Below are 25,136 nucleotides of genomic sequence, written 5' to 3'. Positions count from 1 at the left end.
GTCAGGCGGCCGGGTTCAGCTGCCCTCGCATCGCCACCCGTGCGCGGTGCAGGCGAGTCTTGACCGCGGGCACGGTCAGGCCGGTGGCGGCCGCGACCTCGTTGGCGCTGTAGCCCTCGAGGTCGCGCATCACCAGGATCTTGCGATCGATCGCCGACAGGTGTGCCAGGGCGTGGTCGAGGCGCGCCCCCAGCTCGCGGTACGCCACGCGATCGTCGAGCGTGCCCCCCTCCTCGGGCTCGGCCAGCGCGATCAGATCGCACGCGGCATCGTCGGCCACCGGACGCAGCTTGCGGGTCCGACGACAGCGACAGGTTCGAACGATCGTATAGGCCCAGGTGAGGAAGGCCGCCTGCCCGCGGTAGCTGGGCAGCGCGCGGATGAGCGCGATGAAGACGTCTTGCCGAAGATCCTCGAACGAATCGTCGGCCGGGCACATGCGACGACACAGCCGCTCGATCGAGCGCCAGTGCTGGCGCAGCAACGAGTCGAGGGCTTGGGGGTCACCGGCCTGCGCCGCCATGAGGAGATCGCAAGCTGGTGGAGGTGCGCGCAGAGGGAGCAGCGATTCCGATGCGGAGGGGTGCACGAGCTTCCTCATGAGCAACCACCGTGCCGGACCGTCGCAGTTGGCAATCCATTGAAATCATTGGGGGTCGAGCGCGAGCAATCCGAGTCCGGTACCGTAGGCTCCTGTTTGTTATCGGAGTTGGAGCATCCGATTTCGAACAAGCAGACCTTGGAGATCCGATTCTTGTCGGAACGCCAATCAGCGGCCGGTCAAACGTAGCTCCAGGAAGCCGTCGCGTCGGGCGGCAAAGCAGCGAACGGGGAGATCGGCGGCGACCTCGAGGACCGCGTGCTCCACCCCGCCACGGGCGAACGCCCACAGCGCCACCGGCCGACCGGGGTGGTCGCGCTGGGCCTGCTCCCAGCACGACAGCAGGACGTCCATGTGCAGGCGCCCGCGTCGAGCATCGATCAGCACCACGACCGTCCTCTTGCTGCGCCGCCATAGCGCCATGGAGACCACCAGCCCCAGGGGGCTCGATGCGATCGCGGCCCAGCCGATCACGCGCATGGCAAGCGAAGGCCATGGGCCCAGGTGCATGGCCAGGGCCCCCACGCCCAAGAGCAAGACGAGGGCCGACCCGAGGGCGAGATCCCGGGAGCGTCCCGGAGGATCGAGATGACCCACGACGGTGGCGCGGCCTCGCTGCAGCTCGAGGGGTTGCCGGGGTCGTGCGGGCGTTCGCAGCGCCAGCGCGTCACGAGCGTACCCCTCCACGCGCGCCACGAAGCGCGCTCGCTCCTGTCGCTCGCGCTCGGGCAGTGTGGCCGTACCTAGTTCGAGCCACCCGGACCCGAGAGAGATGCAGCACTACCGAAATTGCAGCACTCGAGTGCACCGATCTCGCAAATGACGGCTCCAACGACGAGGCCCACAGGAGGGCCCTGGACCGTGAAGCGTACCGCCATTCTCCTCCTTTGTTGTGTCAGCGTGATCGCCTGCAAGAAGGCCGAAGAGCCCACCACCGCCCCCTCCACCGGCGACGCAACCGACGCGAGCGGCTCGGGGAACGAGCAAGCCGCCGAGCAAGCCGACGTCGGGGTGGACGACGAGATCGCCAAGCTGTGCGATCTTCCCACCGCCCGCTTCGCGTTCGACTCGAGCAAGCTTTCGAAGGACGCCAAGAACGTGCTCGACCAGCTGGCCAGCTGCTTCACCACGGGGCCGGCCAAGGACCAGTCGATGCGCCTGGTCGGTCACGCCGACCCCCGCGGCGACGACGACTACAACATGGGGCTGGGCCAGCGCCGGGCCGGCAGCGTGTCGACCTACCTGGCCAAGCGCGGGCTGCCCGACGGGCGCATGGAGACCTCGTCTCGTGGCGAGCTCGATGCGGTTGGGACCAGCGAGTCCAGCTGGGCCAAGGATCGCCGCGTCGACATCGAGCTGGCCCGCTAGCCTCCTTCGAGGGGGCATCCGCCCCTTCGTGTTCGTTCGTTCCCCTCCCCTCGCTCACTCGTCATGAATCCCACGTCGTCCTTCTTCGAGGCGTCCGGCCCGGCCTTGATGGTCCTGTGGCTCCTGCTGGGAGCCACGGTGGCCGTGTGGACCATCGCCTTCGTCAAGATCCGCCAGCTGGCCCGGGTGGGCCGGGCGCAGCGGGCCTTCGAGAAGGCGCTCGATGGCGTGCACACGGTGGGCGAGGCCGAGGCCCTGTGCTCGCACCACCGTGGTGCGCCCGGGGCCCATGTGCTCGTTCGCATGGTTCGCAAGCAAGGCTCGCCTGCGCTGCTCGAGGCGGTGGCGGAGAGCGGGGTGACGGCGGAGCGCGAGGCGCTGTCCTCCTTCATGCCCACGCTGTCCACCATCGCCGCGGCCGCCCCGTTCGTGGGGCTCTTGGGGACCGTGTGGGGCATCCTCGATGCGTTCCTGCGCATTGGTCAGCAGCGGGCCACCGATCTCACCGTGGTGGCGCCCGCCATCGGCGAGGCGCTGGTGGCCACCGCCATGGGGCTGTTCGCGGCGATCCCGGCCGTGGTGGCCTACAACTACATCGGCCGGCGGATCGGCGACGAGCTCGACCGTCTGCGTGCCACCGCCCGGGTGTGGGCCCAGACCCTGGCCTCGCGCCCCGAGTGATCACGAGGAGGATCGAGGACCACCATGCAAGGCTCGTTCGATCGCGGCTCGGAGGGCTTTCGCGAGATCAACGTGACCCCGCTGGTCGACGTGATGCTCGTGCTGCTCATCGTGTTCATGGTGACCGCACCACTGATGCACGGCGGCCTGACGGTCGAGCTGCCGCAGACCGAGGGCACCAAGGCCGAGCCCGCGCCCAAGGCGGCGGTGGTCACCATCACCCGTGACGCGCGGGTGTGGCTGGGCGACGAGGAGGTCACGGCCGCGGTGGGCGAGGCGCTGGCCGCCGACCCCGAGGCCCATGGCCCGGGCGGGCTGCGGGTGCGCGCCGACAAGGACGTGACCTACGAGCGGGTGGCCCAGGTGCTCGCCGCCGCACGAGCGGTGGGGATCGTTCAGATCGACCTGGTGGTGGAGCCCGCGGATCGTGGCCCCGGCTGACGGCGGTGGAGGGCGGGCGATGATCTCCGTGCGTTGGCTCGACGTGGCTCCCCGGCGACGTCTGGCGATTCCCTCGCAAGACCTCGCCGTGGGGATCACCGGGGGCCTGGTCTTGTGCCTGGTGGCGCTGGTGCTGGCCACGAGCGTCGGATCCGGGCCGCCCCAGCCCGAGCCGCCGCTCCGCGTCTCGATTGGAGTGATGGAGCGGACCCCCTCCGGTGGCGCCGGCGGTGGGGTCGCCGATGGGCCCTCCACCCCGGGGACCGAGGCCACGCAGACCCTCGAGCAAGGGCCGCCGATCGAGGCGCCGACCTTCGTCGACCCCACGGCCTCACCCGCCCCGGAGCAGCCGAGCCCGAGCCCCCTGCCGCGGCGTCGTACCCATCGACGCGTGGCGGGACCGGTGCCCATGCTGCCCGGCCTCGGCGACCTCGAGGGGCCCGCCGAGCCCCCGGGCGGTGGAGGTGCCGGGAGCGGAGGCGGCGGCCCGGGCGACGGCAGCGGCGATGGCAACGGCAGCGGCTCCGGTGGAGGCACGGGCGACGGAGCGCTGGCGGCGTACCGCTCGCAGCTCGCCGCGTGGCTCTCGAGCCGCTTCCACGTGACGGGCTCGGGCCTGAGCCCCTCGGCCCTGCGAGCGCTGCGGGTCCGCGCGGTGCTCGAGCTCTCCGAGGACCGCGTGGTCGTCGACTTCAGCCTCGAGCCCACCGGCACCGCCGCGATCGACGACGCGGCCCGAGCCGCGCTCGAGTCGGTGCGGGGCCAGCCGGCACCCGAGCCCCCGGCCGGATATGGCGCGGTGCAGTCGCGGATTCGCGTGACCTTTCGGTGCCGCCCCAATACCTGTAGCTAGCGACGGGGGATCGACGATGATCGGAACCGAGCGCAAGAGATCCACGCAACGAGGCACCATGACGCGGTGGCTCGCCACCCTCGGGTTGGGCTGGGCACTGACGCCGACCCCGCTGCAGGCCGCGCCCGCCCCCGATGGCGGCGACGTGCTGGGCGAGATCGAGGTGGACGCCACCGAGGGCGAGACGCCCGTGATCCACCTGCCGCCCCTGCTGGTCCGGCCGATGGCGGGGGCCCGCCCCGAGGTCATCGCCCTGCACGCGGTGGTGGCTCGCGATCTCGAGCTGTCCGGGCTCTACGAGCTGGACGCGGGGCACTCTCCCCCGCGAGCCGACGACACCCGTCCTCGCGTGTTCCTCGACGTGATCGACGACGGCGAGCACCCGCCCTCGCTGCTCGCTAGCATCGAGCGCTTCGCGGACGATGAGTGGACCCAGCGGGAAGTGGTGATCCCGGCCCCGACCTTGCGCGACCGACCGTCGTTCCATCGCCTGACCGACCGCGTGCTGGGCGAGCTGACCGGCCGCGACGGCGCCTTCGCCGGACGCCTGGCCGTAGTGCGCCGCACCGACGCAGACCCCCGCCTGTTCCACGCCGACCCCGATGGCAAGGGCGCTCGGGTGGTCACCCCACCCGAGCAGCTCGTGGTGGCGACCGCCTTCGATGCCAAGGGGCGCCTGCACTACTCCGCATCCACGCGCGGCGGTACGGTGCGGCTCTATCGCGAGGACGACCTGCTCACGCCGATCCCCGTGGAGCCGCGGGGCTCGATCTACGGGATGGGCTTTGGTACCGACGGCCGCATGGCCCTGTCGATCGGCCGCGGCACGGGCATCACGGTGTGGATCGGCAAGGAGCCCGCCACCCTCACCCAGTTCCGCGAGGGCTCGCTCGACCTGCATCCCGTGCTCGGACCCAAGGGTCGCGTGGCGTTCGCGGGCGAGGATCACGGCAACATGCGGATCTTCGTGGGGCGCCGGGCGATCTCCCCCTATCGCGGGGGCACCTCGTCGCCCACGTGGTGCGATCATCCCGACGGAGCGCGCCTGGTCTGGGTGGAGCGCTCCGGCAAGTCGTCGTGGGTGTGGAGCGCCCGACCCGGGGTGAGTGCGCCGCAGAAGATCCTGGGCCTACGCGGCAAGATCTCCGCCACCACCTGCAGCCCCGATGGCCGGATCGTCCTGTTCTCCTATGACGGGCGTGGCCTCGAGGGTCCGGGGGTCTACCTGGGCAACGTGGACGTGCTCCGGCCGCGCCGCATCATGCCGCAGCCGGCTCGCGCCCTCGCCTGGGGCGTACCCGTCGAGGGGCCGAAGCCTTCGGGCGGCTCGCCGACCGCCCGGCCCTCGGACTGACGGCGGCTCGCCGGCGGCCCGGGCCCGGGCGTCAGTGATGGTGATGACCCGGCATGTGCACGTGCCCGTGCGCCAGCTCTTCCTCGGTCGCGTCGCGCACTTCCACCACCTCGACGTCGAAGCACAGCGTGATGCCGGCCAGCGGGTGATCGGGTGAGAGGAACACCACCTCCTCGTGCACCTCGGAGATCCAGAACTGGGCCTCGTTGCCGTCGTCGTCCTCGATGAGCAGCGGCATGCCCTCCTGGGGCTCGGCGCCCTCGAACGCGCTGCGAGGCACCGGCTGGGGCTGCATGCCGCTGAGCTCGCCATAGGCCTCGGCCGGCGGCACGACCGCCGTGAGCTTGTCGCCCACGCCCTTGCCCTCCAGCCGACGCTCGAGCCCCGGGACGATGTTTTCGAAGCCGTGAAGGTAGGCGAGGGGCTCTCCACCGGCGGAGCTGTCGAGCTCTTCTCCGTCACCGCTGGTGAGCGTGTAGTGGATCGAGACGACCTTGTTGACGGCGATGATGGTCATGCTTCGCGACGGTGTAGCACGACCGCGCGGGGTCTGCTGGAGCCCTGCTAGCGCGTGGAATGGGGATAGTTGCAGCCCGCGCCCTCGCAGCGCTCGTTGTGGCGCTCCACCCCCCGCCGAAGGTCCTTCGCCTCGAAGTCGTCGTGCAGGACATGGACGTCCTGGTCGTCCCAGTCGCGGCCGAGGTACCAGCGGGCGGCCACTCCGGTGAGGTCGAAGTCGAAGGCCGGCTGGGCGAGCAGGGCATTGCGCCGCATCTGGTAGGTGCTCGTGGTCTGCTCGGCCGCCGAGGCCACGAAGATCGTCTGCCGGCCGCGCTCGGTGTGGAACGAATAGCCCTGCGGGAACACGTGCGCGAACGTGGTGCGATCGTGCTTGTACATGGGGGTGGCGTTGTGGAGGTTGGCCACCACCACGCCCTGCGGCGACAGGTGATCGAGCAGCGTCTGGTAGTACTCGGCGGTCTTGAGGTGCAGCGGCACGAACACGCCGCGAAACGCATCGAGCATGATGATGTCGAACGCGGGCTCCCGGGGCGCCTGCTCGACCCACAGCCGTCCGTCGGCCGCGTGGGTGCGGTAGCGGGGGCTGTCGGGCACGTCGAAGTACTTGCGAGCCAGCCGGATCACCTCGGGGTCGATGTCGACCGCGTCGATCTCCAGCTCGGGGATCCGCTCGAACAGGTAGTTGCTGATCTGCCCCCCGCCGAACCCGATCATCAGCAGGCGCCTGGGCTGGGGCTGCAGCAAGAAGCCCGCCATCATCGTGCGGGTGTAGTCGAGGTCGAGGCTGCGCGGGTGGCTGCGATCGAGCCGAGACTCGATGTAGTAGGTGCCATCGACGACGAAGTACATCGTGACCACGTCGCCGTGCTCGGCGATCACGATGTGGTTGTAGGGCGACTTGGCCTCCTCGAGCACCGTCTCGCGCGGGGCCAGGGCGGTCGCGATGCGGGGCACACCGAGCCACCACGGAACCACGAGGCCCGCGGTGGTGGCCGCGCCTTGGAGCCATTCGCGACGCGTGAGAGCCCCACGTGCGAGGCCACGTCCAGCGAGGGCTTGCCCAGCGGGGGCTCGTCGGGCGGGGTGCATCGGCGGGCAAGGGTAGCAGGGGCATCGGCGGCTTCGCCCAAAATTGGCGCCCGTGCTTCCGCCCGTGCTCAAGTCGAGCTCGTGCAACGCGCCGCCGCCTGCCTCGGGATCGTCGCCCTGGCCGCGGCCATGGGGGCCATGGTCGTGGGGGAGCTCGTCGTGCGGCCTGGTCTGGAAGCCCAGGCCGGGCTGGTCGACCTCAACCTGCTGACCCGCATCATCGCGCCCGTGCAGCTGCGCTGCACCGAGATCGCGCTGGTGGGAGCCGTGGTGCTGCTGGGCGTGGCGCCCTACTGGCTGCGCTCGCGGCTGGCCACCACGCTGGCGTTGCTCACCGTGGCCAGCACCGGTGCCCTTCGCATGGCCGTGCTGCCCTCGCTCTACGAAGCCTGGTCGCGGGTGGACCGCGTGGCGCTGGCTCCCTACGAACCCCTGATGCGAGCCGAGGGCCTGGCCGAAGATGCCTACTGGCTGGGCCTGGGCAGCATCACCATGCTGGTGTTGATGGGCGTGCTCGCCGGCCTGCACTGGATCGTGCCCGTACCGCAGCGACGGATGCCCCACGACACCCCCACCCTCTCGGACGACGCGCACACGACCGACGAGACCCCGGTGGCCACGACTCACGCGGCGTGATCGACCCTCGCGGGGCTCGATCACGGGCTCGTGGCGTGTGACGAGCGGCTCACGCGGCCGCCGAGGGCCCGCCGCTTGCCCCCGCGTGCGGCGCTCGCTATCTCTCCCGGCCACATGGCCAAGCGCATCGTGGTCCAGAAGTACGGCGGCTCCTCGGTCGCCGACGTCGAGAAGATCCGTCACGTCGCCCGCCGCGTGGTCGCGACCCACGAGCAGGGGCTCTCGGTCGTGGTCGTCGTGTCCGCCATGGGCAAGACCACCGACGAGCTGCTCGCCAAGGCCAAGCAGATCTCGCCCTCGCCCTCGCGCCGCGAGCTCGACATGCTCTTGTCGTGCGGCGAGCGGGCCTCGATGGCGCTGCTCTCGATGGCGATCCACGAGCTGGGGCACCAGGCGATCTCGCTGACCGGCTCGCAGTCCGGGATCATCACCAACAGCCGGCACTCGGGTGCGCGCATCATCGACGTGCGGCCGTTTCGGGTGCAGGACGAGCTCGAGGACGGCAAGATCGTGATCGTCGCCGGCTTCCAGGGCGTGTCGTACAAGCGCGAGGTCACCACCCTCGGCCGCGGCGGCTCCGACACCACCGCGGTGGCCCTGGCCGGGGCGCTGCAGGCCGAGTACTGCGAGATCTGCTCCGACGTCGACGGCGTCTACACGGCCGACCCGCGGGTGGTGGATGCCGCCACGCTCTTGAAGGCGATCTCGCACGAGGAGCTGCTCGAGCTGACCTCGCACGGCGCCAAGGTGCTGCACGCCGAGTCGGTCGAGTTCGCTCGCCGCACCGGCATCGCCCTGTGGGCCCGCGCCACCTCCGGCGAGGGCGAAGGCACGCGCATCGACAAGCCGCAGAACGTCGACCACGAGCACCCGATCACCGGGGTGACCGGCATGCGCAACCTGGTGCGGCTGCGTGCGCGGGTGACCCAGTCGATGGATCACATGCTGGCGGTGGCCGCCGACGCCTCGCTGCCCGTGCTGCACCTCGACGCCGACCACGAGATCGCCGACCTGTGGTTCTCGCCCACCGACGTGCCCGACTGGTCCAACGTGCGCCAGAAGCTGATCGGCCAGGTGGAGATCGAGGAGGACTGCGGGGCCGTCTCGTTGGTGGGCGACTTCGTGGGCCGCAACGCCGCCAAGCTCGCCCGCGCGCGCTCGGTGGCGGCCGGAGCCGGCATCCGCCTCAAGGCCATGGCCACCTCACCGCTGCGGGCCACCCTGTTCTGCGCCCAGGACGACGTGGACGAGCTGACCCGCGCGCTGCACCGAGCGTTCCGCGAGGGATGAAGGGGCTCACTCGAGCGGTGCCAAGGTCACTCGCCCGGGCAATTCCAGCAAGCGAGCAAACGAACGCAAGTGCCGCGGAGTCTGGGCCGTGGCCCTTGCCCGCTCGCACAGCGCGAAGAAGTAGGGCTCGGTTGCCGCAGGACCGGGGTTGTGCTTGGTGTAGCTCTGCTTGCGTTCCCTGAATGCTGCCTTGAGATAGCTCAGGCAGAGCGCCGCGCGTGTCCGATGAGTTGGCCTCGGGAGGATGCCTTCGGGATCGTGCTCCCTGACGTCATAGTGCTCCAGGAAGGAACGCAGCTCCTCGTCCTCCGGGTTGCGCCGCACGAACTTGCGGTTGCCCAGCAACCATGCCTCGATGCAACAGTTGGCCACGATCACGGTGAACGCCACGGAGCAACCAGCATCCCTCATCACGTCCTCGATCTCGGCGAGGCGCTCGTCATGGCTGCATTCCTCGGCATCGACGCTGACCAACAGATGCGTGAACCGCATCCCGTCGAGGTTCATGTCTGCGATCGCGTTCCTGATGCGATCCAGATAGGAAGGGTAGCCTTCTCCCGCGAGCAGGAAGAAGTGGTTGCCGATGGCGTCCTCGATCCGTGGAGCTTCCTGGATGCCCGGAAACAGCAACGGAAGCCACGCTCGGTAGAGTCTCGGCTCGGTTCGACGCCCCTCCACGACGACGTAGAGGCTCACTGAATCCCTTCCCTGTACTCCGCTGCATTCAGGAGCCGAATGAACGCGTCCTGCTTCGACCTCGTGTCCAGTTCGGGTATCTCGGATGCGGGCACGATGCGTACATTCGACCCCTTGCGAGTGACGACTCGCCAGAGATTCATGGGAACGTTGTTGATCACGTAAGGATGGTGACTCGTGATGATGAGCCGGAGATCTCGCGATGGAGAGAGAAGCCGCTCGGTGACCGCATCGAGGCAGTTCACCCCCATGCTGTTCTCGTACTCGTCGACCAAGAGCACCGTGCCTCGAGGAGAGAGCTCGAGCTCGAACAAATGGCGCAGCGTACGGCGCATCCCAGACGACATGTTCTCCCACGATATTGCGCTTCCAACCCCGTTCTCCTCGATCGCGATGCCAAGGAACTCATAGCTCGTCGACTGCTCGTCTTCCGTCGAGCGCAAGCCGAGCTCCGAGGTGGGGCCAATCTTGATCTCTCGCACCTGGGGGAAGATCTCTCGGTAGGCATCGAGTACTGCAGCGAATTCGGAGCCAAATCTGCGCTGGAGCAGATATGCCTTTTGTCCGATGGGAATCGTGGCCTCTCGCAATGCCTCGACCGAATCGGTCGATTCTTCGAGTTGCCGTACTCGATTCGGATCGAAGGGAATGTACGACCACTGAGCGGGGCTGCTCCGATGGACTTTCCTCAGGGCTTGGAAGAGCGGAGCCATGGTCTCTTCGTCCTGCAACAAGGACACCACGCTCTCCGAATCCTTCATCCGTATGGGCCGATCCGAACCAGCCAATCGAATCTCGCCCTTCGTCCGATGGACCAAGGACCGTCCCTCCGCATCTTGAATGAGCTCCTCCACGAACGTGGGTGGTGAGCGTCGCTCGCCGTGGAACTCGACACCGCTTCCGGAGGCATCGTCGACGTCGACATGAACCCGAGTCGTCACCGCCTGGATCGGTGGAGCACCTCCGGTAGTCGCTCTCCAGGTCAATGTTCCCGCATCGGTGGCGATCTCGATCGCCCATCGACAGTCGTAGAGGCCGGAGTTCCGCCCGCGAGCGGCTGCACACACGGCGGCGATACTGTTCAGAGTGAGCGTCTTGCCTGCTCCAGAGATCCCCACGAGAAGGGTGAGCTCCGAGAACTCCACAGGCTCCAGATGCCACGGAGAGCGGCTGTCGTCCTGGAATTCGAATCGAAGGATGCTCATCGGGCTTGCTCGCTACTCTAGCACGAAGCACTCCGGCCAACGGCCCCCGCGCTCACTCGAGCGGTGCCGTCTCGTGCACCTCGGGTGAGAACTCGAGCGCTCCGTCCTTGATCGTGCCCACCGCCTCGTAGGTGGCCAGCTCGCCGTCGCAGTCGAGGTCGCCCACCGCTCGCACGGTCACCGTCTGCCCGTCGACCGCGATCTCGTAGGAGTAGCGGTGCGGCTCGGACAGCTGGAACATCGCCGCCTTCCAGCCCTCGTGCGACCAGTCGCCCATGTCGGGCCGGCAGGTGCCACCGGGTTGCTTGCAGCAGCTACCGGCCGGCGGAGTCATCGGCGCGGCGAGCAGCCGGCCCGTGGTCGCGGTCATGGTGGCGGGATCGAAGAGCTCCTCCTCGAAGGCCATCTTCACCCCACGGGTGATCACCCCCACGTTGACCTTGGCCTCCGCCGCCATCGACTTGGCCTGGTACGCGGAGAATGCATCGAGCGAGCCGCCGGCCTTCGCCTCGGTCTTGGCCTCATCGCCGGCCTCGACCTCGCCGCCCTCCTTGGCCTCGCCACCGCAGGCAACGAGGATCGACACGAGCACGAACGTCCAGGGCGCGGCACGCATGGCCGAGGTCTATCACGTCGCACCGTCCACCGGCAGGCGTCGCGGGAACGCGGGCGGCAAGGCGATCGGATCGGATCGTCCGAGCATCTCCTGCTCGAGGTGCCGCCCGAGCCGGCGAAGGTCGGGCGGCGGGCCGTCATGACACACCGGACCCATGCGACGCTGCAGCAACTCGAGCGCCTCGCGATGCGGCTCGCCGGGCGGCAGCGGGCGCCCGTGCTCGGCCGCCAGCGAGCGGCACGCCTGGTAGAGCGCGAGCGCGGGCGACGGCGCCCACGCCAGGCTCGCGAGGTAGCCCGAGAGCTCCGAGCGCGCCCCGATGCCCATCCCGTCCGAGCACGAGGCACACGGCAGCGGCTCGTCGAAGCCTTCCGCGAGCGCGTCGTCGGCGAGGTGACGCGCCTCGTGGATCGCCACGTGCTCGGCCGTCAGCGCCACCAGCTCCTCGAGCGCCGCTCGCAGCGCGGGGTCGGGTCGTAGCGAGGCGGTGGCCCGCGCGAGCGCGCCGACCTCGTCGGTGGTGATGCCGGGGCACGCACGATCCTGGTGACGGCTGGCGATCTCGGTCAGGCGAGCGAGCCGCTCGGACGAGAAGCCGCTCCACGGCACCTCGTTGATGCGCAGACCGCTGTCACACTCGCGACGACGCGCCTCGATGGCGCGCACGGTGCTGGCGATCGACCACCGCGCCGCAGCCGAGCCCTGCAGTCGCCGCAGCGCCGCCGCCGAGAGCCGCGCCCGCGCCTCGGCGCGAATCGGCTCGGCGAAGCTCGCTCGAGTGACGGAGCGCAGCTCGAGCCAGGGATCGAGCAAGGGCCAGACGTCGTCGAGCGCGAATTCGACGAGACGGTCGACCACCACCACCGCATCCTCGCGACCGGCCGCACCGAGGTAGGCCTCGCGCAGGTTGGTGCCGTCGATGCGCGAGACGATCCGTACGCGATGCTCCGCCGAGCCCACTCCGACCGCTGCATCGGCATGTACGTGGTAGATCGTGGCCGCCAGCGACGGCCCAAAGCCCTGCGCACGCACGCTGGCCTGCACCATGAACGGCGCGTGGTCGTGATCGAGATAGTCGTTCCACGCCCAGAACAGGTAGAGCGCGCGCCGAGGATCGTCGCGCAGGCGCGCTGGCGAGGACAGCTCGCGCAGCTCCTGCAAGAGCGCCGCGAGGTTGGCATCGGGCTCCACCGCCGCCTGGAGGGCCTGCCAGGCTTCGATCTCGGCCTCGGCTCCATCGCCGCGAGCACGATGGCCTTGCGCCACCAACCAGCGCGGTAGCAGCTGCGCGTGCACCTGCGGGAGATCGACGCGGTCGAGCGCCACCGGGTGCTCGGGCTCGTAGATCCGCTGTCCACGCCAGTCGAGCTCGCTCCGCCACCAGCCGCGCACCATGGGCGTCCGCCCGAGCGACACCACCAGCAGCGTCAACAGCACACCGCCCGCCAGCACCCACAGCGCCCGCCTACGCCAGACCCACACGAGCTCGATCTCGCCCTCGTCATCGACCCCCTGCCCCGCGCTCGGCTCGTCCTCCTCCACGGCAGACCACGGCCACCGCCCGCACGGCACGCCGGGGATCACTGAAACCAGCCGCGGGCGCCTGGTTTCAGTCGACTACTCAGTGTGCTCGCTTGGGCTCCGTGACTGCCCGGCCGGTGGCGCCCCGTCCCCCTTGGCCGAACGAAGCTCCTCGTACCGCTGAATGAGGGCGCGCAGTTTTCGACCGGTCATGGGCCGTCGGAGGATGCCTGCGAGACTCCGCCGCAAGGCCGTCGCATCGTAGCAACCTTCCACTTGTGTTCCACTGTCGACGGTTACGGGGTACCCGCTCTCGGAAAGGTTCAACGAGCACAACTTCCGCCTGTCGTCATCACTCCGACTCGCACGCTCGATCGTTGCGAGCAGATCATACAGTCCTACGTAGCGATCTTCTGGATCCGCAGGGTTTTGCAGAAAACCGATGACCGTCTCAGTGTACGACACCATCGATCGATGGACCCCTGGTCTCTCTAGAATGACGCTGACGATCTCGTTGGTGCCCTTCCTGACTGTGCGATTCAGGTTCGACAATTCCGCGTCGATTTCTCTGATTGCGTGCTCGAGCTCATCGGCTTGCTGAAACCCCTCAGCAAGTGAATGCTCGAGATCGAGATCGTGGTCGAGATCGGCTTGCGCTTCAGCTGTCATGGTGGAGTCTCCTTGAATAGATGTCGAGTCGGACGGGGATGTGATCGCCTGCATCGTGGACGTTTGGAGCAGGACCTGCCCAGTGATAGCAAAGATCTCGATCCTGCAAGAACTCAGCAGATATTATGATCTGATCGAAGGTGCGCCATCGCGTGGTCTCGCCATTGCGATGAAAGTACGTTCCGCAACGTCGTGTGTGCCGGTCTTCGTGCCCGAGGTGGCGCCAAAATGGATTGAACAACAGATTGCAACTATCGCGAACGAGGTGGATGTCACGACTCGTATTCATGCCCTCCAGCGCCTTGTCGAAGGGCTCGTCATTGAAGTCACCCATCACGACAATGGGTCGCTTCTCCTTCTCCATCGACGTGGCCAACTCCTGCCCGCATCTTTGCCTCCCCAAGGCCCCGTCTCTCAAGCGGCTCCTCCAGTGCGCCACGTAGATCGCCACTTCGACCCCCGTCGACCGATGTAGCAGGGGCCGCTTCCAGCCGGCCTTGTACGAATGGTTCCCGTACCGAGCAACGATCCTGCGAGCGTGCCCGCATGCCTTCCAGGCGGCGGAGTCGAAGGCAAGCGCGAGGTCCCAGTGAAGGCCGTTGACTGGTCCCGTGCATGGATGCAGATCGAAGCCTGCGGGCAAGAATCGCCGCAGGGACTGTAGGCTGGCGTCGTTCACCTCGCACAGGCCTAGCACCTTGGCGCCATCGTGCACGAGTTGGCGGATCGTGCGGCCCGCCGTCTCGCAAGCCCCTGGCTCTGGACGGGTTTCGCGCCTAACCGTCGGCGCAAGGCCGCAGTTCCAGAAGACGATCGTCTCGATGGGGTTCTGGACCATGGTTCCCGCCGATAGTCAGTCCACCCGCGCCGCCACGAAGACCTCGATCTCCGAGTCGCCACCCGCGGGCATCACCGCGCGCAGGCGGTAGGTCTGCCCCCCGTCATCGGCGAAGTAGACCACCGTCTCCCCCGGGCCGAGCGCGAGCTTCTCGTGGGTCTCGTCGCGCACGCCGTCGATCTGCAGGCTCGAGATCTTCTGGGTGAGGTCCGGATCGGAGAACAGCCCCGGGGTGCCATAGGGATACTCGACCCCGGGCACGAGGTCCTCGGCCGCGGTGAAGTAGAGATATGCCACCCCGTCCTCCGCGCGGCGGTAGACCACGTCGACCGCGTCGTTCTCCTCGCGATAGTTGCCCAGCAGCAGATCCGACAAGAGCCCCGCCTGCTCCTGCAGGAACGGACGCACCGCCTCCGTCGCCTCCTCGCCCGACAGACCCACCGGAACGTCGCGCACGGTGAACGCCACGCTGGCGTCGCCCTCGTCGAAGTCGTTCCACGGCGTGTGGTGCAGCGCCACCTGGGCCACCTCGAGCACCATCTCCCACAGGTACTGATCACCGGGGGGATCGCCCAGACCGTTCTCGATCTCGTAGTGCACCCATCCGGGCGGCGCGCCCTCCTGGCCGATGTGCACCTGGGCCAGGCCGTTGACGTAGATCGCCCAGTAGACCCGCTGATCGTAGTCGAGCTTGGCCGCCGTGGTCACCGTGCGCTCGAGCAGCCACGGATCGATGGTCCACACCGACGCATCGTCGAGCGGCGACTCTGGGAGGTTGCTCTGGCACGCGGGATCACCCACGCACGAGGCCACGAACTCGGGATGCTCGAGCAGCTGCACCCGCAGGTCCACCGCGAGGTCCTCGGCCAGGCCCTCGAGGCGGAAGCGATCCGGATCGTTGAAGTCGAACTCGAGCTCGTCGTCGTAGCTGGGCCCCACGCGGTCGTCGACCACCGTGGCGTAGCCCTTGCCCCCGCTGCCGTCCACGCCGTCCACGATGCGGAGGTTCGAGCCGGCGCTCACGATCATCTTGAACCCCGGGCCGAACACCTCGCCCGAGACCTCGCCCGCGATGATGCCCGGGTGATCGTCCGTCGGGCCGTAGCGCTCGGCCAGCGGCGCCATGTCGGCCAACGCATCGGCCAGCGTCACCTCGAGCTTCCCGTCGGCCCCCACCTCGGGGTGCGTGGTCACCAGGTTCTGCATCAACGCGCTGAGCAGCGCCTCCTGCGAGACCATGGGCTGGGTGTTCTCGAGACCCAGTGCATCCGCCAGCACCTGACCAAAGGGATCGATCTCGCCCACGCTGGCCAGCGCGTCGACCAAGTCGGCCAGGTGCTCCGAGGTGGTGCCCGTGACGTCGACGTTGGCGGGCGTCATCGTGAGCAGCCGGACCAGCGCATACTCGGCGCTGAGCTGCCACGGGATCACCCCGCCGTAGCCGAAGCTCTGGCCGAGCTCGGTGAGCGAGCAATTGTGGTTGGGGTCGGGCGAGTCGAGCTGCCAGTCGGTGCCGCACGCGTTGCGCAGCGCATCGAGGGTGTTGGCCAGCAGCGGCGAGGGATCGAGGCTGAGCAGCGTGATCTGGCTGGCCTGCTCGCCGAACAGGTCGGCCACCTCCTCGCGGCTCATCTGCAGCTGCAGCGGTGGAGGCTGCTGCTCGTTGAGCCGCAGCGGATAGCTCTGCTCCGGCCCGAACTCGGCGTCCGACGGATCGCCGGTGGTGGTGGTCTCCTCCCCGGTCGTCGCGCCGGTCGTCAGGCCCGGATCGTCCTTGCCACAGCCAGGGAGCAGCGCGACCAACGAGGCCAATGCAACCAACGAGCGCTTCACGATGCTTGCCAAGGTACCAGCGGGGCGAAGAGCCGACCACGCGAACCTGCGGGGGCTCGATCACCTCGGTCGCGATCGACCGATCTCGCGGAGAACGCGCAGACCGGCACCTGCGCCCACCTCGGCCCAGAGCAGCGCGTTCGTGGCGGCGGGACGCCCATCCGGACGCTCGTCCGAGATTCGCTCCATGAGATTTCAGTCGCCGGTCCCAGCCGGTCCAGGTTGCCGCCACCGTGGGGGCAGGCCAGGATCGGAGTCGATGGCCGACGGCACGAGCCCCGGAGGTGGCAACCCAGTGGTGTTCCCCGTGCGCAAGATGGGGTTTGCGTTCTCCGAGGTGCCGCGCGAGTGGTTCTTCGACAGCGTCTTCACCAGCCAGACCGCCAACGCGCTCTCGCTCCTGTTTCCGGCCGGCGAGCGCTTCTTCGTGCGCAGCGTCAAGCACTACCTGCCGCGGATCACCAACCCCACCCTGCGCGCGCGCGTGCGAGCGTTCTTCGGCCAGGAGGGCAGCCATGGCCACGAGCACGAGCGCACCTTCGAGATGCTCGAGGCCCAGGGGTTTCGCATCCGCGAGTGGCTCGACTGGTACGAGCGACTTGCGTTCGGGCGGCTCGAGCCGGTCATGCCGCCCGTGATGCGGCTGTCGATCACCGTCGCGCTCGAGCACTTCACCGCCGCGCTGGCCGAGGTCGCGCTCACGCGGGACTACTTCGAGCACGCGCACCCGCAGATGCGACGGCTCTTGCTGTGGCACTCGGCCGAGGAGCTCGAGCACAAGTCGGTCGCCTTCGACGTGCTGGAGGAGGTCGACGGGCGCTACTGGGTGCGCATGGTCGGTCTCGCGATCGCCTTCGTGGTCCTCATGGGGTTTTGGCAGTCGAGCGCCAAGATGCTCCTGCGACAGGTGCCCGGCTTCACCAAGGAGCAGCTCCAGCGCGAGCGCAAGGCCGCCAAGGATCGGGGGCAGGATCGCACCGCGCTCTTGCGGGCGATCGTTCCGTACCTGCGGCCGGGGTTCCATCCCGATCGGAACGACACCGACGCACTGGCGCGGGGGTATCTGGAGAGCATCGGACGGCTCGAAGGGTAGCGCGGGGCCCCGTGCGGGCCTCCACGAGAACGATGGCGCGGTGTCACGACACCCGGCGCGATCGTGGCCGGCGCTGGTCCACCGGGCACAGCACCCCGCCGCGACCCCCGAGCACGAACCCCTGCAGCGCCGCGCCGCACACCCGACACGGCTGTCCCGCGCGCCCGTAGACCCATAGCGCCTGCTGGTTGCTGCCGGCGTTGCCATCGGCGTCACGATAGTCGCGAAGGGTGGTGCCGCCGTTGCGCAGACCCTGCTCGAGCACCTGCCGAACCGCCACCGCCAGGCGATCCCACGCCGAGGCCGCCAGTCGCTGCGCCGGCAGCAGCGGATGCAGTCGCGCCAGGAACAGCGCCTCGAGGGCGTAGATGTTGCCCACGCCCGCGACCACGCGCTGGTCGAGCAGCACGTCGCGTAGCGCTCGACGGCTGTGGCCCGCGACCCGGTAGAGGCACGCGCCATCGAAGCCGGGGCCCAGCGGCTCGGGACCCAGGTCGCACAGCGGCGGCTCGGCCAGCAGTGCCTCCCACGGTCGCGCCCGCACGCCTCCGAAGCGGCGCGCATCCACGAATCGCAGCACGCGATCGTCGTGCAGCCGCAGCTCCACATGGGTGTGCAGGGCTCTCGGCGCGCCGGTCCGGGCGACCTCGAGCCGGCCAGTCATGCCCAGGTGCACCAGCATGCCCAGCGGCTCGTTCGACTTCGAAGCAAGCCGCCACAGCAGGTGCTTGCCCCGTCGCTCCCAGCGCTGCGGGGTGGCCCCACGCAGCAGCGACAGGTGCTCGTCTTGCCAGTGCTCACCCGTGCGCAGCGCATGCTCGCTGCGCCAGATCGACCTCACGGCACTGCGCAGCCGGGCACGCGTCAGGCTGCGGCGCACCGACTCGACCTCGGGCAGCTCAGGCACCTTCGATCCCCTCGTCGGGCGCATCACCACTCGCGTCGTCGCCGTCGAGCTCGCCCGCTTCGCTGCTCGCGTCCTCCCCCGCATCACCGCCGTCGGCCTCGCGTGCGCGCTGGATCGCCGCGAACTCCTCCGGCCCCAGCCGCTCGGGCCGCAACCTCGGATCCACCCCCGCCGCCTCGCACCACGAGAGCACCCGCTCGCGCGGCGCGAGGGCCGAGAGCGCATTGAGCAGCGTCTTGCGTCGCCGCTGGAACGCCACCCGCACGAGCCCCAAGAACCCCGCCTCGCTGGTCACCTCGCCGCGCGGCGTGGCCCGGGGATCGAGTCGAATCACGGCCGAGTCGACCTTGGGCGGAGGCAGAAACGCTCCCGGTGGCACCCGCACGATGCCGATGATGTCGCGCACCCGCGAGAGCGCGGCCGTGATGCCACCGTAGGTCTTGCTGCCCGGCTCGGCGCACAGCCGATCGGCCACCTCCTTTTGGATCATCACCACCCACGGCCCGGTGACCGCGTGCGCTTGCAGCAGGCGAAACAGCAGCGGCCCCGTCAGATGATACGGAAGGTTGCCCACGATCGTGGGCGGCCGCCCTCCCGGCGTGGCAACCCCCACCGCGGAGTAGTCGAAGCGCACCGCGTCCGCCTCGTGCAAGCAAAAGCGCGGGTGCTCGCCCAGCTCGGCGCGCAGCACCTGACACAGATCGCGGTCGCGCTCGATCGCCCACACCTCGGCCCCGGTCTGCAACAGGTAGCCGGTCAGGGTACCGAGCCCGGCGCCGATCTCCACCACCCGATCCTCCGGCCCGAGCCGCGCCGCCTCGACGATCGCCGCATGCACCGAGGGCTCGCGCAGGAAGTGCTGCCCCCATTGCTTGCGCGCCGACAACCCGTGGCGACGCAGAACCTGGCCCGGCGGCTCGATCACGACGCCAGCACCCGTGGATCATCGAGGGCCAAGCTCGTGTGCACATGCACCCCCTGGACCAGCCCGGCCTCCAGCCGTGCCGCCGCCGCCGCCCCGATCATGGCCGCGTTGTCCCCACAATAGCGCAGCGGCACCGCCTCGAACGAAAAGCCGTGCTCCCTCGCCGCGCGCTCCGCCGCCGCTCGCAGGCCCCGGTTGGCCGCCACGCCGCCCACGATGTGGAGCCGGTCGCGCCCCGTCTGGCGCAGCGCGGCCTGGGCCTTGAGCATCAGCACGTCGATCACCGCGGCCTGGAACGATGCACAGAGATCGGCCAGCGCTTGCCGCGAGCCGGGCTGACCATGGCGATCCACGTACACGCGCACCGCCGTCTTCAGCCCGGAGAACGACAGCTCCAGGGTGCTGCGATCGGCCATCGCCCGCGGAAACGCAATCGCCGTGGGATCGCCCTCGGCCGCGAGCCCGTCGATCACCGGCCCTCCGGGATAGCCCAGCCCCAGCAGCTTGGCGACCTTGTCATAGGCCTCGCCCGCCGCATCGTCGCGGGTGGCTCCCAGGATGCGGTACTGCCCCAGCCCCGCCACGTCGCACAGCTCGGTATGACCACCCGAGACCAGCAGCGCCACGTGGGCCCGAAGCGGGCGAGCCGGGCGCTCGTCGTCGCCGAGGAAGGCCGACAGCAAGTGCCCCTCCATGTGGTGCACCCCGATGAGCGGCACGCCCAACGCGGTCGCGAGTCCGCTGGCCATCTGCACGCCCACCAGCAGCGCACCCACCAGGCCGGGCCCCTCGGTCACCGCGATCGCATCGAGCTCGGCCAGCGAGCAGCCGGACCGCTGCACCGCCTCGTCGACAACGGGAACCACGCCGCCCAGGTGATGACGGCTGGCGAGCTCGGGCACCACTCCGCCAAAGCGCGCATGGATCTCGATCTGCGAGCGCACCACCGACGCGAGCACGTGGCTGCCCTCGACCACGGCCGCGGCCGTTTCGTCGCACGAGCTCTCGATGGCGAGGATCCGAGGGGCCACGCGGTTAGCCGCCTGCAGCCTTGCTCTCGAGCTTGCGGAGCGTGTGCTTGATGACCGGGCCGAGCTTGGACGACGGCTCGAGCTCGAGGAATTGCTGGTAGGCAGCGACCGCATCCTCGATCTTGTCGAGCTGCTGGTTGACGACCCCGAGCGCGAGGTAGCCGTCGGCATAGCGCGGGTCGGCATCGACCGAGGCCTTGGCTGCGGCGAGCGCCTCGTCGAGCTTGTCCTCCTCGATGAGGAGGTTCGATCGCAACACCAGCGCACGAGGGTTGCCAGGCTGGGCGGCCAACACCGCATCGACCTCGACGTGGGCATCGCGACGGCGACCTCGCTCGAGCAGGCGCTTGGCGTTCGCGAGGCGCTGGTCGATCGTGGCAGGGTCGGCGGCGTCGGGCACCAGGCCCTCGTCGTCTCCTTCGGCGGCCGACTTGAGGTGCTCCTCGAGGCGCGGGCTCAGCGGGGGCTCGGGTCGCGGAGGCTTGGTCTCGCCCTTGGCCTTGGGCTCGGTCGTCTTGGGCGAGGAGGTCTTGGTGGGCAGGCCCTCGCGGGACGATGGATCGCCGGGCGGGCTGGAGTCGCCGTTGCGCATCACGCCGTAGGCGATCGCCATCACCGCCACCAGCACGATCACCGCAGCGACCATGCCGTAGGGGCGCGGCGAGCCGGTGGGCCGACGCGGCACCTCGTCGCTCGGCCTGGCGTCCTCTCGCCACAGACCCGACTCCTGCACGGGCTCGCGTACCCTGACGCCGATCGGCTCGAAGTCGTCCTCGGCTTCGGGCGGCGTCGGTCGATCCGGAATCTCGGCCGTGATGTCCGACCCGGGCAGCGTATCGGCCTGGGATGGCGGCCGCGTATCACTGAGCCCGAGCAATCCCGCCGGCACCTCGATCTCGAGGGTGGGCCGCTGATCCTCGGACGTGGGATCGACCAAGCCCAGCGCCTCGGGCGAGCTGCCGGCTTCACCGTAGGCCGCCAGCTCCTCGAGCGAGAGATCACCGGCGTAGCGCGGCTCCTCGGGCTCGGGGATCGGGCGACGGCTGGTGTCGAACGCTCCCTTGGCCGCCGCGCGCAGCACTCCCACGGGAGGACTGACCTGGCCCGAGGTGGGCGCAATGAGGCGGGTGGTCCCGGTGCTTCCCGAGCCCCAGTCGTCGGGATCGATGAGCGGCTGCTCGACCACCGTGTCGGCCGGATCGAGCGCCGAGCCGATGAGGGGCTGGGTGACCTCGGAGTGGATCGACTCCTCCGGGACCGCGTCCGACGTCGGCTCGGACGCGGGCTCGGGCATTCGCGGCGCCTCGTCGATCGCCTCCGGGCCCGACGCGTCGCGCAGGCTCGACGTGTCACGCAGGCTGCCCATGTCCCGCAGGCTCGAGAGTGCATCGCGCAGGTTGCCGGTATCGCGTACGCCGCTCGGCTCGCGCGCCCCCGACCAGGGTGGCGAGCTGCTCTTGGGCGCCGGCTCCGATCGCTCGATCCCCGCCCTGGCCCTTCCCGGCGGCAAGAACCGCGGGGCAGCCGACGTGGGGCCCGAGTCCCGGCCCGATGACGCCGTCAGCGGCAGGTCGAGAGGCCGTACCGCGCCCGCCTCGGCATCATGGGGCTGCACCGCGCCCGCCTCGGGATCCTCGGGATCCTCCATGGAGGACTCCTCCGCACCCGCACCGGCATCCGCGGCCACTGGGGCGCCCGTCTCCTCGTCGCGCGGAGCAATCGCGCCCGACTCGAGCCCGCTGGGTGCATGCTCCTTGGGCTGCACCGCGCCCTCTTCCTCGTCGTGCGGCGCGATCTCCCCCTCTTCGGTGGAGACGATCACCGCGGGCCGCACGTGCTCGGGCTCGGCCGTCGGGTGGGCCGTCACCGGAGCCGAGGTCCGGGTCTGCGCCACGTCGCTCGTCTCGTGCGGCGCACCTTCCTCGCGAGTGGGCTCGAGCCCCGGATCGCGCTTGCTCGCCCCGGGCATCGGGAAGCGACCGCGTGGCGGAGCATCGAGATCCTGGGTCGCGGTCGCGGTCACCCGATGGCGTAGCGTGACCGGTCGCTCCGCCGTCGACGCGGCCGTCTCGTCGAGCGGAACGAGCCGCGAGCCAAATGCGGGACGGGGGGCCGTGTCCTCCGGGATGCCCGGCTCGAGGACCACGTCGTCGTGGTCTTCCTCGTCGGCGCGCAGCTGAGGGAACGGCGCGGGGAAGTTGGGCGGAGGAGGAAGGCTCAGGGAGTGGTCGGGAGTGGTCGGGATCGGACCCGTGGGATCGCGCCGGATCGGACGCGACGGAGAGTTCCACTCCTCCAGCCCCAGCGCGACGCCGGCCGCCGCTGGCGTGGGCTCGATCGGCTCGTCCTCGGCGGGACCTTCGTACGGAGTCAGCAGCCCTTCGAAGAAGAAGGTGGAGATCGTGGTGAGGGCCTCGGTGTCGTCCTGGCCGCTCTCGTCGACCACCTCGATGATGGTGCGGCGTCCGTCGAAGTGATGGAGGATCGCGAGCTGCTCGTCGGTGAGATCGGCCTTGCGATCGGCGAGCTGCTCGGCATCGGGCGCGAGCAACGAGTCGAGCGGGGGCAGCTGCTCCATCAGCCGGCCCCACTCGTCCACGCGGCGCATGCCCTCCATGAGGATCGCCTGCGTGCCCTCCTGAATCACCTGATGGCGGTTGACGGGCTTGAACTCGACGTCGAAGTGGCCATCGCTCTGCCCGAGCAGGCGGTAGACCGCCGCCACGCCCTGCAAGCGACCCATCTCGGCGTCGATGATCGCGCCGTCGCGAAACCACACCGTGGCCTCGCCGAAGTCCGTCGACAACGAGATCGTGCCCGTCTTGCGGCTGATCTCGATGGTCTGGACGAGGTCGACCACCGCCATGTCGGCGAGCTGACCGCTGAACTTGGTGCGAGCCGCGTCCTTCTTCTCGAGGCGCTCGTGCTGCTTGCGTTGCAGCAGCATCGTCACCCGGGTGGTGATCTCCCGGATGTAGATCGGCTTGGTCAGGTAGTCCTCGACCCCCAGCTCGAGGCCGCGAACCTTGTCCTCGATCGACTTCTCACTGGTGAGGAAGATGAACGGGATCTGCTTCCACCGCTGGTTGCCCTTGACCTCCATGCAGAAGTCGAAGCCATCGCGGCTGGGCAAGCGCGTGTCGGAGATGATGAGATCGGGCTCGGCGTGCTGCAGGAAGTCGAGCGCCTCCTCGGCCGACTCGGCGGGAGTGATGGAGAAGCCCGCCTTGCGCAAGCTGACCTCCAGCACCCGCCGGTTTCTGGCATCGCCATCGACGATGAGGAGGTTCTGACGCGGCATGGCCTCACTCCCCAGGCGCTATCGGCTCGACCCGTGCCGTGGGGGCCACGTTGGTCACCTTGGACCTTCTTCCTCGAGATCCGGCCGCCGCCAAGACGCCTGAGTGTTGCTCGCCTCGCGTGCGCGCGCCACGGAGAAACTGCGCGACCATAGCAATCGGCGGATGCGCGTCGCAAGTCGGCGGCGCTGTTTCGGGAGGCCTGCGCGATTCGCGGGTGAGCCCCTATGGGGGGAGCCCGTACGCCGCCCGGGCGGGAAGGATCATGTTTGGTTCGAAGCCACGTACGATGGCCACCGCATGACGAACGCCGACCTGCCCGACGAACTGCGTCCGGCCGATGAAGCTCGCGAGCTCGGGGCTGGACCGCACGACCTTCGGGCGCGTGCGCGGATCTTGGCGGCACCGGTGACCGTGGTGCTGATGGGGCTGTGCGTCGCCTCGTTCCTCGCGACCCTGGGCGCGTGCGTCACGAGGATCGAGGCTCCCTCGGCCATGCTCACCGGCAGTTGGATTCGGCTCGAGGGATGCGGCGACACGCTGGCTGGTCTGGGTGCGCTGCGGCTGTCCGATCTATGGCTCGACGGCGCCTGGTGGCGCGTGATCACCGCTGGTTTGCTCCATGGCTCTTGGCTCCATCTCGTACTGAACACTTGGAGCCTGTGGGTCGTGGGCGAGTGGGTCGAGTCCACGTGGGGCCACGCTCGAGCGGCCGTGGTCTTTGCGATCTCGAGCGTCGCCGGGTGCCTGGCCTCGGCGGCGTGGGTCGAGGCACCAATGGTCGTGGGCGCCTCGGCCGGGATCATGGGCATGGCCGGAGCCCTGTTCATCGGCCGGGTGCTGGGGCGCGGCACGGTGGGCGCACGACTGAGCCCGCTGTCGGCACGGGTGTTGGGGATCTGGCTGGCCGTGCTGGTGGGCCTCGGCTTCTTCGTGGAGATGATTGCCCAGGCCGGGCACCTGGGAGGCCTGGTCGCGGGAGGTCTACTCGGGCTCGCGTGGTCGGTTCGTGGACCGGTGGTGGCCCTCGGGGCTCGCATGGGTCTGGGGATCCTCTTCGCGGGGCTGGTGCTGGCCGCCCGTCAGCCTCAGGGGCGGGCTCGATACGACGAGTACCTCGGCTATGCCTACCTCGAGCGCGGGCGGGACGAGGAGGCGATCGTGGCGTTCGAGCGGGCGCTCGAGCAGCGGCCGAGCGATGCCGCCTTGGCCAATGCGGTGGCGTACGGCTGGGCGAAGGAAGGCCGGGAGCTCGACCGGGCGGAGCGGCTGGTCCGGGGTGCGCTGGAGATCGAGCCGGAGAATGCCGACTATGTCGATACGCTCGGGTGGATCCTCTGCCGGCGCGGGGAGACGGAGGCCGGGCTGGTGGAGATACGGCGGGCGTCCGCGCTGTCGGAGGGGAAGGTTGCGGAGATCGAGGAGCACCTCGAGACCTGTGCCACCGCGGCGGAGCGGTGACGTTTCACGTGGAACGGTGAAGCCGGGGCGCGGGGGTGGGCTGACGAGGGATCGGGGTTGGGCCGCGGGCGGGCTGACGAGTGATCGGGGTTGAGTGGCGCGGGGCTGACGAGTGACCGGGGTTTGGGGGCACGGGGAGAGCTGAGAACGACGCGACAGCGGTCGGCAATGCGACGCGACAGCGCACGATGAGGCAGCCCGGGGCGA

The 25,136-nt window shown here is 69.3% G+C and carries 24 protein-coding genes; 9 read left to right on the top strand and 15 right to left on the bottom strand.

Annotated features, from left to right (window positions below; genetic code table 11):
* Position 1: 1 nt before the first annotated feature.
* A complete protein-coding gene (locus OEB96_RS25845) occupies positions 2-523 on the bottom strand; it encodes an RNA polymerase sigma factor (protein WP_266219404.1) in 522 nt (173 codons plus the stop codon).
* Between the two features lie 246 nt (positions 524-769).
* Complete coding sequence (locus OEB96_RS25840; RefSeq protein ID WP_266219403.1) at positions 770-1,288, bottom strand: hypothetical protein; 519 nt, start codon at positions 1,286-1,288, stop codon at positions 770-772.
* A gap of 174 nt (positions 1,289-1,462) precedes the next feature.
* Between OEB96_RS25840 and OEB96_RS25835 the strand changes: the two genes are divergently transcribed.
* From OEB96_RS25835 to OEB96_RS25815, 5 genes are all read left to right on the top strand, one after another.
* Positions 1,463-1,969, top strand: coding sequence for an OmpA family protein (locus tag OEB96_RS25835; protein WP_266219402.1), 507 nt, complete (start codon positions 1,463-1,465; stop codon positions 1,967-1,969).
* Positions 1,970-2,032: 63 nt separating this feature from the next.
* Positions 2,033-2,650, top strand: a complete 618-nt coding sequence (locus tag OEB96_RS25830; RefSeq protein WP_266219401.1) for a MotA/TolQ/ExbB proton channel family protein — start codon at positions 2,033-2,035, stop codon at positions 2,648-2,650.
* 24 nt (positions 2,651-2,674) lie between these two features.
* Positions 2,675-3,091: an ExbD/TolR family protein gene (locus OEB96_RS25825; RefSeq protein WP_266219400.1), complete on the top strand. Its 417-nt coding sequence runs from the start codon at positions 2,675-2,677 to the stop codon at positions 3,089-3,091.
* 19 nt (positions 3,092-3,110) lie between these two features.
* A complete protein-coding gene (locus OEB96_RS25820) occupies positions 3,111-3,944 on the top strand; it encodes a hypothetical protein (RefSeq protein WP_266219399.1) in 834 nt (277 codons plus the stop codon).
* A 58-nt stretch (positions 3,945-4,002) separates the two neighbouring features.
* Positions 4,003-5,298, top strand: a complete 1,296-nt coding sequence (locus tag OEB96_RS25815; RefSeq protein ID WP_266219398.1) for a TolB-like translocation protein — start codon at positions 4,003-4,005, stop codon at positions 5,296-5,298.
* 31 nt (positions 5,299-5,329) lie between these two features.
* On the opposite strand, the gene OEB96_RS25810 is transcribed toward OEB96_RS25815, so the two are convergent.
* Positions 5,330-5,815 (bottom strand): FKBP-type peptidyl-prolyl cis-trans isomerase, encoded by a 486-nt coding sequence (locus tag OEB96_RS25810; protein WP_266219397.1) that lies wholly within the window; start codon positions 5,813-5,815, stop codon positions 5,330-5,332.
* 47 nt (positions 5,816-5,862) lie between these two features.
* Entirely contained in the window at positions 5,863-6,795 is a 933-nt protein-coding gene (locus tag OEB96_RS25805; protein ID WP_266219396.1) for a spermidine synthase, read from the bottom strand.
* A gap of 195 nt (positions 6,796-6,990) precedes the next feature.
* On the opposite strand from OEB96_RS25805, the gene OEB96_RS25800 reads away from it, so the two are divergent.
* A complete protein-coding gene (locus OEB96_RS25800) occupies positions 6,991-7,545 on the top strand; it encodes a hypothetical protein (RefSeq protein ID WP_266219395.1) in 555 nt (184 codons plus the stop codon).
* A 114-nt stretch (positions 7,546-7,659) separates the two neighbouring features.
* On the top strand, positions 7,660-8,835 hold the full coding sequence (locus tag OEB96_RS25795) for an aspartate kinase (RefSeq protein ID WP_266219394.1): 1,176 nt from the start codon (positions 7,660-7,662) through the stop codon (positions 8,833-8,835).
* A gap of 6 nt (positions 8,836-8,841) precedes the next feature.
* On the opposite strand, the gene OEB96_RS25790 is transcribed toward OEB96_RS25795, so the two are convergent.
* The 7 genes from OEB96_RS25790 to OEB96_RS25760 form a co-directional block, all read right to left on the bottom strand.
* Entirely contained in the window at positions 8,842-9,531 is a 690-nt protein-coding gene (locus OEB96_RS25790) for a hypothetical protein (protein WP_266219393.1), read from the bottom strand.
* Positions 9,528-10,736: an AAA family ATPase gene (locus OEB96_RS25785; protein ID WP_266219392.1), complete on the bottom strand. Its 1,209-nt coding sequence runs from the start codon at positions 10,734-10,736 to the stop codon at positions 9,528-9,530. The genes OEB96_RS25790 and OEB96_RS25785 overlap by 4 nt, the downstream gene beginning before the upstream one ends.
* A 52-nt stretch (positions 10,737-10,788) precedes the next feature.
* Positions 10,789-11,352, bottom strand: coding sequence for a hypothetical protein (locus tag OEB96_RS25780; RefSeq protein ID WP_266219391.1), 564 nt, complete (start codon positions 11,350-11,352; stop codon positions 10,789-10,791).
* A 12-nt stretch (positions 11,353-11,364) separates the two neighbouring features.
* Entirely contained in the window at positions 11,365-12,894 is a 1,530-nt protein-coding gene (locus OEB96_RS25775) for a hypothetical protein (RefSeq protein ID WP_266219390.1), read from the bottom strand.
* Between the two features lie 75 nt (positions 12,895-12,969).
* Positions 12,970-13,542 carry a hypothetical protein gene (locus OEB96_RS25770; protein WP_266219389.1) on the bottom strand — a complete coding sequence of 191 codons (573 nt, stop codon included), beginning with the start codon at positions 13,540-13,542 and terminating at the stop codon, positions 12,970-12,972.
* Positions 13,532-14,380: an endonuclease/exonuclease/phosphatase family protein gene (locus tag OEB96_RS46720; RefSeq protein ID WP_407674678.1), complete on the bottom strand. Its 849-nt coding sequence runs from the start codon at positions 14,378-14,380 to the stop codon at positions 13,532-13,534. The genes OEB96_RS25770 and OEB96_RS46720 overlap by 11 nt, the downstream gene beginning before the upstream one ends.
* A 15-nt stretch (positions 14,381-14,395) precedes the next feature.
* Positions 14,396-16,213, bottom strand: a complete 1,818-nt coding sequence (locus tag OEB96_RS25760; protein WP_266219387.1) for a hypothetical protein — start codon at positions 16,211-16,213, stop codon at positions 14,396-14,398.
* A gap of 259 nt (positions 16,214-16,472) precedes the next feature.
* Here OEB96_RS25760 and OEB96_RS25755 point away from each other — a divergent pair, with 259 nt between their 5' ends.
* Positions 16,473-17,306 (top strand): metal-dependent hydrolase, encoded by an 834-nt coding sequence (locus tag OEB96_RS25755; RefSeq protein ID WP_266219386.1) that lies wholly within the window; start codon positions 16,473-16,475, stop codon positions 17,304-17,306.
* Between the two features lie 43 nt (positions 17,307-17,349).
* Here the strand turns inward: OEB96_RS25755 and mutM are convergent, their stop codons facing one another.
* The 4 genes from mutM to OEB96_RS25735 are packed head-to-tail and all read right to left on the bottom strand — an operon-like array spanning position 17,350 to position 23,470.
* Positions 17,350-18,213: a bifunctional DNA-formamidopyrimidine glycosylase/DNA-(apurinic or apyrimidinic site) lyase gene (gene mutM / locus OEB96_RS25750; RefSeq protein ID WP_266219385.1), complete on the bottom strand. Its 864-nt coding sequence runs from the start codon at positions 18,211-18,213 to the stop codon at positions 17,350-17,352.
* A complete protein-coding gene (gene rsmA, locus OEB96_RS25745; RefSeq protein WP_266219384.1) occupies positions 18,206-19,138 on the bottom strand; it encodes a 16S rRNA (adenine(1518)-N(6)/adenine(1519)-N(6))-dimethyltransferase RsmA in 933 nt (310 codons plus the stop codon). The genes mutM and rsmA overlap by 8 nt, the downstream gene beginning before the upstream one ends.
* Positions 19,135-20,169, bottom strand: a complete 1,035-nt coding sequence (gene tsaD, locus OEB96_RS25740) for a tRNA (adenosine(37)-N6)-threonylcarbamoyltransferase complex transferase subunit TsaD (protein WP_266219383.1) — start codon at positions 20,167-20,169, stop codon at positions 19,135-19,137. Before tsaD ends, rsmA begins: the two co-directional genes overlap by 4 nt.
* 4 nt (positions 20,170-20,173) lie before the next feature.
* Positions 20,174-23,470, bottom strand: coding sequence for a response regulator (locus tag OEB96_RS25735; protein ID WP_266219382.1), 3,297 nt, complete (start codon positions 23,468-23,470; stop codon positions 20,174-20,176).
* A 298-nt stretch (positions 23,471-23,768) separates the two neighbouring features.
* Between OEB96_RS25735 and OEB96_RS25730 the strand changes: the two genes are divergently transcribed.
* Complete coding sequence (locus tag OEB96_RS25730; RefSeq protein ID WP_266219381.1) at positions 23,769-24,929, top strand: rhomboid family intramembrane serine protease; 1,161 nt, start codon at positions 23,769-23,771, stop codon at positions 24,927-24,929.
* The last annotated feature ends 207 nt before the right edge of the window (positions 24,930-25,136 follow it).

The sequence above is a fragment of the Paraliomyxa miuraensis genome (assembly GCF_026337845.1).
In the GTDB taxonomy this organism is placed as follows: domain Bacteria; phylum Myxococcota_A; class Polyangia; order Nannocystales; family Nannocystaceae; genus Paraliomyxa; species Paraliomyxa miuraensis.
Note: the sequence above shows the minus strand (reverse complement) of the source record. Positions and strands in the feature narration are given on the sequence as shown.

What these genes read in the sequence shown, in the direction of transcription:
- OEB96_RS25845 (WP_266219404.1), bottom strand. Translation starts at nt 523, where the DNA reads ATGGCGGCGCAGGCCGGTGACCCCCAAGCCCTCGACTCGTTGCTGCGC.
- OEB96_RS25830 (WP_266219401.1), top strand. Translation starts at nt 2,033, where the DNA reads ATGAATCCCACGTCGTCCTTCTTCGAGGCGTCCGGCCCGGCCTTGATG.
- OEB96_RS25825 (WP_266219400.1), top strand. Translation starts at nt 2,675, where the DNA reads ATGCAAGGCTCGTTCGATCGCGGCTCGGAGGGCTTTCGCGAGATCAAC.
- OEB96_RS25820 (WP_266219399.1), top strand. Translation starts at nt 3,111, where the DNA reads ATGATCTCCGTGCGTTGGCTCGACGTGGCTCCCCGGCGACGTCTGGCG.
- OEB96_RS25815 (WP_266219398.1), top strand. Translation starts at nt 4,003, where the DNA reads ATGACGCGGTGGCTCGCCACCCTCGGGTTGGGCTGGGCACTGACGCCG.
- OEB96_RS25810 (WP_266219397.1), bottom strand. Translation starts at nt 5,815, where the DNA reads ATGACCATCATCGCCGTCAACAAGGTCGTCTCGATCCACTACACGCTC.
- OEB96_RS25795 (WP_266219394.1), top strand. Translation starts at nt 7,660, where the DNA reads ATGGCCAAGCGCATCGTGGTCCAGAAGTACGGCGGCTCCTCGGTCGCC.
- OEB96_RS25785 (WP_266219392.1), bottom strand. Translation starts at nt 10,736, where the DNA reads ATGAGCATCCTTCGATTCGAATTCCAGGACGACAGCCGCTCTCCGTGG.
- OEB96_RS25780 (WP_266219391.1), bottom strand. Translation starts at nt 11,352, where the DNA reads ATGCGTGCCGCGCCCTGGACGTTCGTGCTCGTGTCGATCCTCGTTGCC.
- OEB96_RS25770 (WP_266219389.1), bottom strand. Translation starts at nt 13,542, where the DNA reads ATGACAGCTGAAGCGCAAGCCGATCTCGACCACGATCTCGATCTCGAG.
- OEB96_RS46720 (WP_407674678.1), bottom strand. Translation starts at nt 14,380, where the DNA reads ATGGTCCAGAACCCCATCGAGACGATCGTCTTCTGGAACTGCGGCCTT.
- OEB96_RS25755 (WP_266219386.1), top strand. Translation starts at nt 16,473, where the DNA reads ATGGCCGACGGCACGAGCCCCGGAGGTGGCAACCCAGTGGTGTTCCCC.
- OEB96_RS25735 (WP_266219382.1), bottom strand. Translation starts at nt 23,470, where the DNA reads ATGCCGCGTCAGAACCTCCTCATCGTCGATGGCGATGCCAGAAACCGG.
- OEB96_RS25730 (WP_266219381.1), top strand. Translation starts at nt 23,769, where the DNA reads ATGACGAACGCCGACCTGCCCGACGAACTGCGTCCGGCCGATGAAGCT.